Here is a 14,064-nt window from a genome sequence, read left to right as displayed (position 1 = left end):
CCGCCAGCTTCGCGTACGTCCGACCTGAGCGTTCGCCGCTACGCGTCGTCGCGCAGCGCGAGCGCGACCGTCGCGATCACCTCATCCCACGCGCCGGGCCGGGGTTGCCGCACGAGCCGCGCGCCCGGATACCACGGGCTGCGCGCGTCGCCGGTGAACCAGCGCCAGTCCGCCGAGAACGGCAGCATCAACCACAGCGGCTTGCGCAGGGCGCCTGTCAGATGCGCAATCGACGTATCGACCGATACGACCGCATCGAGCCGCTCGACAACCGCCGCGGTATCGGCGAAATCGCCGATGCGATCGCCGAAGCAGTGGATCGACTTCGCGCGCGGGTGCGCGGCGAGCGTGGCGCGTTCCGCGTCGCTGAGTTCGGGCTGCAGCACGATCCAGTCGATGCCGTCGAGCGCGAATAGCGGTTCGAGCGCCGCGAGCGGCATGGCGCGGTTTTCCTGCTTCTGGATGCGGCCCGACCACGCAAGACCGATCTTGCGCTTCGCGTGGCCGCCGAGCGAACCGCGCCATTTGCGCCGGTATGCGGGCGTGGCGGCAAGGTAGGGCGTGCGCGCGGGAATCGCATCGAAAGTCGTGCCGAGTGCGAGCGGCAGGCTCAACAGCGGAATCTGCAGATCGGCGCGCGGCCGCGGCGTGCCTTGCGCGATCAGCTGGACGCCCCATTGCTGCGCGGCGGGCGCGATCAACGGCACCAGTTGCGGCTGCACTTCGAGCACGACGCGCGCCGCGCGTTCGGCGGCAAGCGGCACGAAACGCACGAACTGCAGTGTGTCGCCGAAGCCCTGTTCCGCGTGGATGAAAAGCGTGCGCGTGTCGGCGGGCTCGCCGCGCCAGCGCGGCAACATCGGACCGCCCGGTTGCAGCGAAGATTCGAGCCGCCATTCGTACTCGGGCAGACCGCGCTCGAAATTGCCGAGCGTCAGATGCGTGACCGCGCGATGCAGATGCGCAAGGCCGAGATCGGGCCGCAGCCGCAGCGCTTCGTCGAAGGCGCGCAGCGCGGCTGCGTACGCGCCGAGCGCCTGATGCGCGGTGCCGAGGCCGAGCCACGCGAGCGCGAATTTCGGGTCGAAGCCGATCGCGCGTTCGAAGCGCGGCAGCGCGTCGACGTGGCGCCCCGATGCGGCGAGCGCGTTGCCGAGGCCGAACAGCGCCGGCGGCAGATGCGGCTGCAGTGCGAGCACGGCTTCGAACGCGGCGGCCGCTTCGTCGAAGCGGCCGGTCGCGTGCAGCGTATTGCCGAGATTGAAATGAGCGGCAACGAAGCGCGGTTCGACGGCGAGCGCCGCGCGAAACTGCGCGATGGCCTGTTCGGTTTCGTCGAGCGCGTTGAACGCCATGCCGAGATTGTTGTGCGCGCCCGCATGGCCGGGCCGCAATTCGAGCGCGCGGCGAAACGAGTCGATCGCTTCCTCGTGCTGGCCAAGCGCATGCAACGCGTTGCCGAGGTTGTTGTGCGACGACGCGTCGCCGGGCTGCAGATCGAGCGAGCGTCGAAACGCATCGGCCGCGTCTTCGTGACGGCCGGCTGCCGCATACGCATTGCCGAGGTTGTAGTGCGCCATCGGAAACGACGGCGCGAGCGTCAGTGCATTGCGAAAGCGCTCGATCGCATCGTCGAGCTGTCCGAGCGCCTTGAGCGCGTTGCCGAGGTTCAACTGCAGCGCGGCATCTTGCGGGCGCAGGTCCGCGGCGCGCTTCACGAGCGCGGCGGCTTCTGCATGTTGTCCTTGCTGGTGGCGCAGCACGCCGAGCAGATGCAGTGCGTCGACGTGAACGGGATCGCCTTCGAGCGTCGCGCGATAACCTTGTTCGGCGTCGTCGAGGCGGCCGTCACGATGCGCCGCGAACGCGCGGTCGAAAACTGGATGCATGACGGGTGAAACGGTTTGTGCAGGCAAATGGCGCATTTTCCCACACTCGGAAAGCACCACTGCAATTGACCGACGATACTGTTGCATATAACATATGAATGTGTGTTCATATGTTGTTGCGTTTAATGTTGTTACCTTGGGTTGGGTTGCCTTCGGTATTTCCCGTATTTCCCGTATTTCCCGTATTTGCCTCTTCGAGCCTGCGAGCCATGCCCCCTGCCACGCCCACTATGTCGGATCCCCCGGTCGACCCGACGCTTGCTTCCGACGACCGCGTGGTGCCCGTTGCGGACCTGTTCCGGCTGCTCGGCGATCCGACGCGCCTGCGTATCGTGCTCGCATGCGTGCACGACGCGCGCGCGGTGGGGGCGATCGCCGAAGCGCTGGGTCTGTCGCAGTCGCTCGTCAGCCATCATCTGCGGCTGTTGCGCGCGGCGCGCGTGGTACGGGCCGAGCGGGCCGGCAAGCAGGTGTTTTACGTGGCCGCGGACCGGCATATCAGCGGTATGCTCGCCGACATGCTGGAGCACGTGGCCGAACCCATGTCCGATTTTTCACGGGACGAGCGATGAAATACGACCCTGGTTCCCGGCCGCCCGATGCGGCGCGTCATGCTCCCAGTCAGGCTCCTCATAATGCGGCGCGCGACGCGCATCGTCATAGCGGGACCTGCGATCACGGTTCGCACGAGCATGCTGCGCGCCACGCCGCAAACGGCGGCGCTGACGCACACGACCATGCGCACGGCGGCCCTTCACACGACACCCCGGCCCATACGTATAACCACGCTTCGCACGCCTCACACAGCCACGGCGGCGGCTCCCATAGCCATAGCCACGGTCACCATCACCACGCTCCCGTCGAAGGCCAGGGCCGCGCGTTCGCGCTTGCGGTTGCGCTGAACGTGACCATCGTCATCGTGCAGGCGATCTACGGCGTGCTCGCGCATTCGACGGCGCTGCTCGCCGACGCCGGCCACAATCTCTCGGACGTGCTCGGTCTGCTGCTCGCGTGGGGCGCGATCTGGCTCGCGAAGCGCCGGCCGTCCGCGCGCTATACGTTCGGCCTCGGCAGTTCGTCGATCCTTGCGTCGCTCGCGAATGCAGGCCTGTTGCTGTTCGCATGCGGCGTGATCGTCGCGGAGGCGATCGGGCGGCTGTTCAATCCGGCGCCGGTCGCGGGGCTCGATGTGTTCGTCGTCGCGACAGTCGGCATGATCGTCAACGGTTTTTCCGCCTGGCTCTTTATGCGCGGCCAGAAGGAAGACCTCAACATCCGCGGCGCCTTCCTGCATATGGTCGCGGATGCGGCGGTGTCGGCGGCCGTGGCGGTCAGCGGTCTCGTCATTCTCGGCACGGGCGCTACGTGGCTCGACCCGGTGATGAGCATCGTCGTGGTTCTGGTGATCGTGTATGGCACGTGGGGATTGCTGCGCGATTCGCTGTCGCTGGCAATGAATGCGGTGCCGCCTGGTGTCGATCTGCAACGTATTCGCGACTACCTCGCCGCCCAGCCGGGCGTGACCGACGTGCACGACCTGCACGTCTGGGCGCTGTCGACGACCGGCAACGCGTTGTCCGCGCATCTCGTGATGCCGTCCGGGCACCCGGGCGACCACGCCGTCGACGGCATTGTCGCGGTGTTGCGCGACGAGTTCCAGATGCACCACGCAACGCTGCAGGTCGATATGGGAACGACCGAACACCGGTGCACGCTCGATCATCCGCCGCACGTGAACGGCTGACGCTGTCACCGCGCGTTAGCCGCACTACCATCGCCGCACTGCGCGTTTGCGACGCTTCGCGCGCCAGGACGGCGGCGTACACTAGGCGGCATGTTGATTTCCGGAGGTCTGCATGACCGCCGCTTTCTTCGACATGCCACCGGTGCTGATCGTCGGCGCGGGTCCCACGGGCCTTGCCGCGGCAATGAGCCTTGCCCGCGCGCGCATCCCCGTGCGTCTGATCGACAAGGCGGCGCGCCCCGATCCGCATTCGCGCGCGATCGGCATTCAGGCGCGCACGCTCGAACTGCTCGAGCAGCACCGGCTGATCGAACCGTTTCTCGAACTCGGGCACCGTGCGCGCGCCGCGAATCTGTATTCGAACGGGCAGCGTCTTGCGCGGCTCGATTTCGATCCGCTGCAAACGCGTTATCCGTATCTGCTGTTTCTCGATCAGTCGGTGACGGAGCGTCTGCTGACCGCGCATCTCGCGACGCTTGGCGTCGAGATCGAACGCGGCGTCGAGCTTGCGATGTTTTCGCAGGGCTCGGCCGGCATCAACGCGACGCTGCAACGCTCGAACGGCCACACCGAGACGCTGCATCCGTCATACATGATCGCCGCCGACGGCGCGCACAGCGGCATCCGCCACCGGCTCGGGATGAACTTCGCGGGCAAGACGTTCGAGCAGACGTTCCTGCTGGCCGACCTGACCACCGATACCGACTGGCCCGACGACGAGTTCCACATCTTCGCGTCCGGCGATGGCCTGGCCGCGCTCTTTCCGATGGGCAAGGATCGTTACCGGCTGATCGCCGATCATCCGGCACTCGAAGGCGCGGTCGATGCGGCAGCGGATCGCAAGGCCGCGTCATTGGCGGCGGACGCGGACGCGGATTCGACGACTGAGGCGCATGCGTCGGCCGCGGAAGCAGCCGCGCATCACGCAGCGTCGCACGCATCGGTGCACGGCTCCGCGCAAACGGAATCGCGCGTATCGCCGCACTCAGGCGATCCGCATCCGCATCCTCTGCATGCGGCGCCCGATTTGTCCGATCCATCGGCAAAGCCGCACACGCAACGCTCCGCCCCCGCACCATCACTCGACGCATGCCGCATGCTTGCCGCGGCGCGCGTTCATCATCCGCTCGCGCTGACCGATCTGAAGTGGTCCGGCTATTTCCACCTGAATAGCCGGATGGTCGAGCAGTTGCGCGTCGGCCGCGTGTTTCTCGCCGGCGACTCGGCGCACGTGCATAGCCCCGCGGGCGCGCAGGGGATGAACACGGGCATTCAGGAGGCGTTCAACCTCGGCTGGAAGATCGCACGCGTGCTAAGCGGCGGCGCGCCGGAGCGCCTGCTCGATACGTATCACCTCGAACGTCACCCGATCGAGCGCGAAGTGCTGCGGCAATCGAGTTTCATGACGCATATGGCCGAGGCCGACCACGGGCCGCTCAAGCTTCTGCGCGATCGCGTGATGCCGGTGCTCGCGTCGCTTGGACCGCTGCGCGATGCGGCCCGCCTGCAGATCAGCGAACTGGCGATCCAGTACCGGCGCAGTCCGCTGACGCTCGAGCGCGTGCTCGACGGCGGCCCGCGTGCGGGCGAGCGCGCGCCCGATGCGCTGGTTCATGTCGTCGATGGGCCGCTTGGGCGGGCGCCGGGAACCGGTTGCGTATTCGATCTGCACGACCCCGCGTTTTTCTCGCTATTCGTGCTGGTCGCGCCCGACGCCGCCGCCGATGTGCCGCACGACAAACCGGAACCGGCACTGCGCCGCAAACCGGTGCGCGCGGCGGACATCGACCGCTTTATCGCCGACGTCGACGCGTTGCTGCCGGGCGCGGTGCGTATCTGGCGCGTGACCGATGCGGTCGGCGAGGGCGGGCCGTTGCTTGCGGAGGCGTACGGACGCACGCGACCGTCTTTCTATCTGGTGCGTCCCGACGGCTATGTGTGCGCGCGGGGCCGGGTGTCATCCGACCTGCACGGCCTGTTGCGGCATTGCGAAGCGTGGTTTGCGAAGGGCGCCGAGCCGGAGCCGCCGACGCCGCTCACCTGAGCGGCTCGCGCGCTGGCTGGCCCGCGGCGCCGGAGGCGCAAAAACAAAGGCCGCCCGATACACAGGGCGGCCTGCCGAGCCGAGGCGCTTGCGCAGAAGCAAGCGCCTGAATGCGCGCTTACGCTGCAGCCGGCGCCGCCGGCATCAACTTCTCGCGAAAGCGTGTCACCGATTCGCGCGTGAACGCGGTCATCTCCTGCGCGCGGCCTTCGTCGAGCGCGACAAACAACTGGCGTCGCATGCGCGGTTCCCAGAAACGGCGGATATGATCGGCGACGCCGGCCATTGCTTCTTCATGATCCGGCATCGACTCGAAGAAGTCGCCGATGCGGTTCGCCATATCGATCAGGTTATTTTCGTCCATGGTTCACCTCACTTACCGGCTCATTTGCCTGATGTCGCGGCCAGTTCGCGCTTTCTGAGCAGATCGAGCTGCTCGCGATTGAAGCGCGAGTAATCTTTCTGCCATTGCGACGGCTGCTCGACCGGCATCACCTGCACCGCGGTTACCTTGTACTCCGGACAGTTGGTTGCCCAGTCGGAGCTGTCGGTCGTGATCACGTTCGCGCCCGATTCGGGGAAGTGGAACGTCGTGTAGACGACGCCCGGCTGCATCCGCTCCGTGACCTTCGCGCGCAGCACGGTCTGGCCCGAGCGCGATTCGATGCCGACCCAGTCGTCCATCCTGATGCCGCGTTCCTCGGCATCGTGCGGGTGGATCTCGAGGCGGTCCTCTTCGTGCCAGCGCGAGTTCTCGGTACGGCGCGTCTGCGCGCCGACGTTGTACTGCGACAGGATGCGGCCCGTGGTCAGGATCAGCGGGTACTTCTGCGTGACCTTTTCCGGCGACGCGACGAACTTCGTGATGACGAACTTGCCCTTGCCGCGCACGAATTCGCCGATATGCATGGTCGGCGTACCGTTCGGCGCCTCGTCGTTACACGGCCACTGGATGCTGCCCAACTGGTCGATCTTCGCGAACGACACGCCATGGAACGTCGGCGTCAGGCGTGCGATTTCATCCATGATTTCGGACGGATGCCTGTAGTCCATTTCGTAGCCGAGCGCGCGCGCCAGCAGGATCGTCACTTCCCAGTCCGAATAGCCGGCGATCGGCGGCATCACCTTGCGCACGCGCGAGATGCGGCGTTCCGCGTTGGTGAAGGTGCCGTCCTTTTCGAGGAAGGTCGAGCCCGGCAGCAGCACGTGCGCATACTTCGCGGTTTCGTTCAGGAAGATGTCCTGCACGACGATGCATTCCATCGACGACAGTGCCGCGCCCACGTGTTGCGTATTCGGGTCCGACTGGACGATGTCTTCGCCCTGGCAGTAGAGGCCCTTGAACGTGCCGTGCAGCGCCGCATCGAACATGTTCGGAATGCGCAGGCCCGGCTCCGGTTGCAGCTCGACGTTCCACGCCTCTTCGAACAGTGCGCGCGTGATCGGATCGCTGATATGGCGGTAGCCCGGCAGCTCGTGCGGGAACGAGCCCATATCGCACGAACCCTGCACGTTGTTCTGGCCGCGCAGCGGATTCACGCCGACGCCTTCGCGGCCGACGTTGCCGGTCGCCATCGCGAGGTTCGCGATGCCGATCACCATCGTCGAGCCTTGCGCGTGCTCGGTGACGCCGAGGCCGTAATAGATCGCCGCGTTGCCGCCGGTTGCATAGAGGCGCGCCGCTTCGCGCACCTGGTCGGCCGGCACGCCGGTTACGCTGGCCATCGCTTCCGGCGAATTTTCCGGCAGCGCGACGAAATCGCGCCACTGCTGGAAGGCGCGCGTTTCGCAGCGCTCGGCAATGAACTGCTCCTGCAGCAGCCCCTCGGTGACGATCACGTGCGCGAGCGAATTGACGATCGCGACGTTCGTACCCGGACGCAACTGCAGGTGATACGACGCCTTCACGTGCGGCGTATCGACGATATCGATCTTGCGCGGGTCGACCACGATCAGCTTCGCGCCTTCACGCACGCGGCGCTTCAGACGCGAGCCGAACACCGGGTGGCCGTCGGTCGGATTCGCACCGATCACGACAATCACATCGGCCTTGCTGATCGACGCGAAGGTCTGCGTGCCGGCCGATTCGCCGAGCGTCGTCTTGAGGCCGTAGCCGGTCGGCGAGTGGCACACGCGCGCGCAGGTGTCGACGTTGTTGTTGCCGAACGCGGCGCGCACCAGCTTCTGCACCAGATACGTTTCTTCGTTCGTGCAACGCGACGACGTGATGCCGCCGATCGAGTCGCGGCCGTACTTGTCCTGGATCTGGCGGAAGCGCGTCGCTGCATACGTCAGCGCTTCGTCCCAGCTGACTTCGCGCCACGGGTCGCTGATCTTTTCGCGGATCATCGGCTTCGTGATGCGGTCCTTGTGCGTCGCGTAGCCCCACGCGAAGCGGCCCTTCACGCAGGCGTGGCCTTCGTTCGCTTCGCCGTTCTTGTACGGCACCATGCGCACGACCTGGTTGCCCTTCATCTCGGCCTTGAACGAGCAGCCGACGCCGCAGTACGCGCAAGTCGTAATGGCCGAATGCTCGGCCTGGCCCAGCATCACGACGCTCTTTTCCTGCAGCGTCGCGGTCGGGCAGGCGGCGACACACGCGCCGCACGACACGCACTCCGATTCCATGAACGGCTGGTTTTCGCTTGCCGCGACGCGCGATTCGAAACCGCGGCCGGCGATCGTCAGCGCGAACGTGCCTTGCGTCTCTTCGCAGGCGCGCACGCAGCGGTTACAGACGATGCATTTCGACGGGTCGTACGTGAAGTACGGGTTCGATTCGTCCTTCTTGTCCTTCAGGTGGTTGTCGCCGTCGAAGCCGTAGCGCACTTCGCGCAGACCCGTGACGCCCGCCATGTCCTGCAGTTCGCAGTCGCCGTTCGCGGGGCAGGTCAGGCAGTCGAGCGGGTGATCGGAGATGTAGAGCTCCATCACGTTGCGGCGCAGCGACTGCAGGCGATCCGTTTGCGTGTGCACCTTCATGCCGGCTTCGACCGGCGTCGTGCACGATGCCGGATAGCCGCGCCGGCCCTCGATCTCGACGAGGCACAGACGGCACGAGCCGAACGGCTCGAGGGAGTCGGTCGCGCACAGCTTCGGCACGTTGACGCCCGCTTCGATCGCCGCGCGCATCACCGACGTACCGGCGGGCACGGTGATCGACTCGCCGTCGATCTCGAGCGTGACGTCGACATCGGCGTGACGCAGCGGCGTGCCGAAGTCGGTGTCGTCGAACGGCACGCGGTTTTCGGCCGCGCGCTGCATCGCCTGTGACTTGCAGCTGCAATTACCGGAGCCGCAGCCGCCGGCGGAAGGGTTGAGCACATCGGACATGTTGGGCTCCTGGGTCAGGCGGCCGCTTTCGGCGCGGTCGTGGCGAGACCGAAGTCTTCGGGGAAATGGTCGAGCGCGGAGACGACCGGGAAGGGCGTCATGCCGCCCATCGCGCACAACGATCCGGACACCATCGTGTCGCAGAGGTCGCGCAGCAGTTGCACCTGCTTCGTCGACGTGTCGCCGTTGCGGATCCGCTGGATTACTTCGACGCCGCGCGTCGAGCCGATCCGGCACGGCGTGCACTTGCCGCACGATTCGAGCGCGCAGAAGTGCATCGCGTATTGCGCGAGATCGGCGAGGTTCGCGGTGTCGTCGTGAATCACGAGACCGCCGTGACCGACCACGGCGCCGACCTTCGCGTATTCCTCATAGTCGAGCGGAATGTCCCACTGGCTTTCCGGCAGATACGTGCCGAGCGGGCCGCCCACTTGCACCGCGCGCGCCGGACGGCCGCTCGCGGTGCCGCCGCCGTAGTCGAACATCAGTTCGCGCAGCGTGCAGCCGAAGGCGAGCTCGACGAGACCGCCTTGCTTCACATTGCCGGCGATCTGGAACGGCAGCGTGCCGCGCGAACGGCCCATGCCGTAGTTCTTGTAGAACGCGGCGCCCTTCGCGAAGATGATCGGCACCGTGGCCAGCGTGATCACGTTGTTGATCACGGTCGGCTTGCCGAACAGACCGGCGAGCGCCGGCAGCGGTGGCTTCGCGCGCACGATGCCGCGCTTGCCTTCGAGCGATTCGAGCAGCGCCGTTTCCTCGCCGCACACATAGGCGCCGGCGCCTTTCGCGACGAACAGTTCGAAGCGGTGCGCCGAGCCGAGCACGCTGTCGCCGAGCCAGCCGGCCGCGCGCGCCTTGTCGATCGCGGCTTCGAGCGTGGCGATCGAATGCGGATACTCGCTGCGCACATAGATATGGCCGACGGTCGCGCCGGTCACGATGCCCGCGATAATCATCCCTTCGATCAGCACGTACGGGTCGCTTTCCATCACGAGGCGGTCGGAGAACGTGCCCGAGTCGCCCTCGTCCGCATTGCAGACGATGTACTTCTGATCGGCCTTCGCGCCGAGCACGGTGCGCCACTTGATGCCGGCCGGGAACGCGGCGCCGCCGCGGCCGCGCAGGCCCGACTCGATCAGCGCTTCGCATGCCTTGGCGCCTTCCATCGCGAGCGCGTTCTTCAGCCCTTCGATGCCGCCGTGCGCGACGTAGTCGTCGGTCGATAGCGGATCGGTGATGCCGATGCGCGCGAACGTCAGGCGCTGCTGCTTCTTCAGATACGGAATCTCTTCGACGAGACCGACGTGGTTCGCGTGTGCCTTGCCTTCGATAAAGCCGGCATCGAACAGCGACGCGACGTCGCTCGCTTCGACATTGGCGTAGCCGACGCGGCCCGCGGGCGTTTCGACTTCGACGAGCGGTTCGAGATAGAGCAGGCCGCGCGAGCCGTTGCGGATCAGCTCGACCGGCACGCCGCGCTGGGCGGCTTCGGCGGCGATCGCGGCGGCCAGTTTGTCGGCGCCGAGCGCGAGGGCGGAAGAATCGCGGGGAACGTAAATGCGCGTCATGCCGGTTGCTCCACTTGTTTCATCGCGGCGGCGAGCAGCATGTCGAATTTCTGCGGCGTGACCTTCGCGTACAGTTCGCCGTTGATCATCATCGCCGGCGACAGCGCGCACTGACCGAGACAGTAGACCGATTCGAGCGCCACCGCGCCATCGTCGTGCGCATGCTGTTGCGCATCGTGTTTGTGCGCATCGAAATGGCAACCGGTGCGTGCTTCGATGTGCTTCGCAAGCGCCTCGGTGCCCATGCTGCGGCACGCTTCCGCGCGGCATAGCTGCACCGTGACGGGCGCGGCTGGCTGCTGGCGGAAGTGGTGATAGTAGGTGATTACGCCGTGCACTTCGGCGCGCGACAGGTTCATGGTGCGCGCGAGCGGCGCTACCGCTGCGGGCGGCACAAAGCCGACGTCGTCCTGAATGGCGTGCAGTACGGCAACGAGCGACATGCCCGGCCGTGCGTGACGCTGCACGAGATCGTCCGGCGCGATAGCGGTGGATGTATCCACTGTGGGGGCTCCTCCAAAGTCAGATATGCACTTGTCATTCATAAAGTGTGCATCTATGCTTTGTTTGTTCAGTATGGATAGAGCGAACGATAGGCGTGTGAATCGCCTTTCGCAATAGGAACTAACGCGGCATATATGATCCGAATCGAATGTGAGGCGCAACTGATAGTGCGCGATCAGGAAGGCCGAAGCACCAGCCTGACTGATGTCGTGCCGCTTCTGGCGCTCGTGGCGGAGACCGGCAGCATTGCGCAGGCTGCGGCGTTTAAGGGTTTGTCCTACCGTCACGCCTGGGGTTTGCTGCGCAGCATCGAAACGCACCTCGGCGGCGCGCTGATCGAAAAGGAGCGCGGGCGCGGCTCCGTGCTGTCGGAGTTGGGCCATGCGGTGCTGCGCGGGCAGCGTCTGTGCGGCGAGCGGCTCGACGGCAATATGCAGGCGCTCGCCAGTGAAGTCGCAAGCGAACTGAATCGCTGGCTGACGCCGCCGCGCGACGACGTGCGCATCCATGCCTCGCACGGCTACGCGGTTGCGGCGCTCGTCACCGCACTCGTCGCGGACGATGTATCGCTCGATATCAAGTATCGCGACAGTGCGGAAGCGATCGTCGCCCTCGCGCGCGGCGACTGCGACCTGGCCGGCTTTCATATGCCGCGCGGCGAGTTTCGCGAGGCGTTCAGCGAGAAGTACCGGCAGTGGCTCGATCCGATGCGTCACGTGCTGATTTACCTGACGCGCCGCAAGCAGGGGTTGTTTCTGGCGAAAGGCAATCCCAAGAAAATTGCAGGCCTGGCCGATCTGGCGCGCGAGGATATCCGTTTTGTCAACAGACAGCCGGGGTCCGGCACACGCATGCTGCTCGATCTCGCGTTGCGGCAGATCGGCGTCGACCCGGATCGCGTCAACGGCTATGCGTCGACCGAACTGACGCACTCGGCGATCGCGGCCTTCGTCGCGAGCGGAATGGCGGACATCGGCTTCGGCGTCGAGCCGGCCGCGCATCACTTCGGGCTCGACTTCGTGCCGGTCGTCGATGAAGACTATTACTTCGCATGCGAGCGCGCGCGCCTCGAGCGCGTGCCGCTGGCGGCGGTTGTCGAAGTGTTGCGCGGCGACGCGTTCCGGCAGCGCGTTGCGCAGCTCGATGGCTACGATCCGCAGGAATGCGGCAAGCTGGTCGAGCTCGATCAGGGGCTGACGAGCAGTGCGGTGGATACGCAGGCGTGAAGGGAGCGATGTGCGGTAAGGGATGCGTGTCGCGGTGCGCGTTGCAAGTAAGAGGACGTAACGGTCGGATGCGACTGAAAGGTGCGCCTGGCGGCACTTTGCGCTAATCTTTACAACTTCGGTGCGACACGCACGCTCGTGTCCGGGTCGTCCCAACGTAAGGGACATCGACTAGCGGTGATGGAGGCGTCTTTTTGAGTCTGACCAGCCGCGAGAGGTGCACTGTGGGCCTCATGAAGCCCGTTGGCTTTGCACTTCCTGTAACGAGGCGAACCCGGTTGGGTACTCCGGGTATCGCCATTGGCGGTGTTCGGTGTGCTGCAATTCACCGGTCATCGCATTGCATTGGCCTGATTACCGTCAGGTCCCGCCCCGTCAGCGGCTTTACCTCCGCTGACAAAGCGGAGTTGGAGTATGTAATTCCCGCGCCTTCGGGCAACGGAGGCGTTACGTGATACGAGCGCAAGCTCGGTGTGTCATTGTTCGGCCTCGCCCGCGGTACAGGCGAGTGAGCGAACCTGCTGTACGACCAGCAGTAGCCTAGGAGGACATGCGTCACTGGTTAACGGTGGGGTATGAAGCTTCTCTGACAAGGTAGCCCCCGGAAGTTTCGGGCAGATGCTGGCCGTGAGGTCATCATCTGGAGACTCCTAGCAGCAAGGGGGTCAAGGAGCTGGCTGGCTGATAGGGTTAATGAATGTGAACTGCTGATAAACCTCGTTAAAAGAACGGTGCCAAAGCTGCTGTCAGGCATCAACCAAACGGTGTGCGGTCGGATAACCTGCTCGAAGTTTGGGTTACGTCGTCGTTAGGCCGCCGGGGGAAAGGCAGAACCTAAGTCAGTCGTGTGACATGCCGGGAACGTGGTAAGCCCGTATCGTTGCCAGCGCAGTACGGCTGGCAGGCGAACCGTGAGGAACGCTGTTGATGGTGCGGGTATGGGATGGCGGAAAAAGCGAATGCCGGGCTGTAATGGTTCGGATAGGAGTTGAAACATCACTCCACGCGAAAGCGGGCAGACTTCCGTCTGGTCTACCGTCGCAAGACGGCTGATGACCCTCTGTAACTTGGTTAGATGCGGGTGCATGCGCCCGCATTGAGTTGTCTTGTTGTTCCCCAGCGGGGTGTGTTTTCCCCGCTGGGGGAGACGCGCCTTCTGTCTGGGGACTTTTCCAGGTAGGAGAGCAGCATGAAAGTATCCGTCCGGAAGGATGGATCTGCGCTTTCCCACGCGCCGGACAACTGGTACGCCGTAGATTGGCGCCGGGTTGAACGGAACGTGAGAGGGATGCAGATTCGAATTGCGAAGGCGACGCGGGAAGGCGACTGGCGCAGGGTGAAAGCCCTGCAGCGGATGCTGACCCGCACGTTGTCCGCAAAGTTGTACGCGGTGCGACGTGTTACGCAGAACCAGGGTGCGCGAACGGCTGGAGTCGATCGCGAACTATGGGATTCGCCTGAACGCCGATGGGAAGCCATCGGCAGGTTGAAGCGGCGTGGATACAGGCCTCTGCCATTACGGAGGGTCTTTATTCCCAAGGCCAACGGGAAGGAGCGCCCTCTGGGCATTCCGACCATGCGGGACAGGGCGATGCAGGCCCTGTATCTGCTGGCACTGGAGCCGGTGGCGGAGTCCACGAGCGACCCGAACTCGTATGGGTTCAGGATCAACCGCTCGACGGCCGACGCCATGTCCCAGATTTTTGTCGCCATGTCCCAGAAGGGCTCTGCCCGCTGGGTGCTGGAGGCGGAT

Annotated in this window: 10 protein-coding genes; 5 read left to right on the top strand and 5 right to left on the bottom strand. The window is 65.2% G+C overall.

What is annotated here, in order from left to right:
* Positions 1 to 38 precede the first annotated feature (38 nt).
* A complete protein-coding gene (locus ACYPXD_RS24400; RefSeq protein WP_459717106.1) occupies positions 39 to 1,889 on the bottom strand; it encodes a tetratricopeptide repeat protein in 1,851 nt (616 codons plus the stop codon).
* Positions 1,890 to 2,098: 209 nt separating this feature from the next.
* On the opposite strand from ACYPXD_RS24400, the gene ACYPXD_RS24395 reads away from it, so the two are divergent.
* The 3 genes from ACYPXD_RS24395 to ACYPXD_RS24385 all read left to right on the top strand — a co-directional run bounded on the left by ACYPXD_RS24395 (position 2,099) and on the right by ACYPXD_RS24385 (position 5,677).
* Entirely contained in the window at positions 2,099 to 2,461 is a 363-nt protein-coding gene (locus tag ACYPXD_RS24395; RefSeq protein ID WP_459717104.1) for an ArsR/SmtB family transcription factor, read from the top strand.
* A complete protein-coding gene (locus ACYPXD_RS24390) occupies positions 2,458 to 3,633 on the top strand; it encodes a cation diffusion facilitator family transporter (protein WP_459717101.1) in 1,176 nt (391 codons plus the stop codon). Before ACYPXD_RS24395 ends, ACYPXD_RS24390 begins: the two co-directional genes overlap by 4 nt.
* Positions 3,634 to 3,745: 112 nt before the next feature.
* Complete coding sequence (locus ACYPXD_RS24385; protein WP_459717099.1) at positions 3,746 to 5,677, top strand: FAD-dependent monooxygenase; 1,932 nt, start codon at positions 3,746 to 3,748, stop codon at positions 5,675 to 5,677.
* 118 nt (positions 5,678 to 5,795) lie between these two features.
* Here ACYPXD_RS24385 and ACYPXD_RS24380 read toward each other — a convergent pair whose 3' ends face one another.
* Genes ACYPXD_RS24380 through ACYPXD_RS24365 form a run of 4 tightly spaced genes read right to left on the bottom strand, consistent with a single transcriptional unit; the run spans position 5,796 to position 11,126 of the window.
* Entirely contained in the window at positions 5,796 to 6,041 is a 246-nt protein-coding gene (locus tag ACYPXD_RS24380; RefSeq protein ID WP_459717096.1) for a formate dehydrogenase subunit delta, read from the bottom strand.
* Between the two features lie 20 nt (positions 6,042 to 6,061).
* Complete coding sequence (gene fdhF, locus ACYPXD_RS24375) at positions 6,062 to 9,010, bottom strand: formate dehydrogenase subunit alpha (RefSeq protein WP_459717094.1); 2,949 nt, start codon at positions 9,008 to 9,010, stop codon at positions 6,062 to 6,064.
* Between the two features lie 14 nt (positions 9,011 to 9,024).
* Positions 9,025 to 10,581, bottom strand: coding sequence for a formate dehydrogenase beta subunit (locus ACYPXD_RS24370; RefSeq protein ID WP_459717091.1), 1,557 nt, complete (start codon positions 10,579 to 10,581; stop codon positions 9,025 to 9,027).
* Positions 10,578 to 11,126 carry an NAD(P)H-dependent oxidoreductase subunit E gene (locus tag ACYPXD_RS24365; RefSeq protein ID WP_459717089.1) on the bottom strand — a complete coding sequence of 183 codons (549 nt, stop codon included), beginning with the start codon at positions 11,124 to 11,126 and terminating at the stop codon, positions 10,578 to 10,580. Before ACYPXD_RS24365 ends, ACYPXD_RS24370 begins: the two co-directional genes overlap by 4 nt.
* A 93-nt stretch (positions 11,127 to 11,219) precedes the next feature.
* On the opposite strand from ACYPXD_RS24365, the gene ACYPXD_RS24360 reads away from it, so the two are divergent.
* Complete coding sequence (locus ACYPXD_RS24360) at positions 11,220 to 12,311, top strand: substrate-binding domain-containing protein (RefSeq protein WP_459717085.1); 1,092 nt, start codon at positions 11,220 to 11,222, stop codon at positions 12,309 to 12,311.
* Between the two features lie 1,189 nt (positions 12,312 to 13,500).
* On the top strand, positions 13,501 to 14,064 hold a 564-nt coding region (locus tag ACYPXD_RS24355; RefSeq protein ID WP_459715820.1), incomplete at its 3' end, for a reverse transcriptase N-terminal domain-containing protein.

The sequence above is a fragment of the Paraburkholderia sp. 2C genome (genome assembly GCF_054589215.1).
This window is presented reverse-complemented; position numbering and strand designations above follow the sequence as displayed.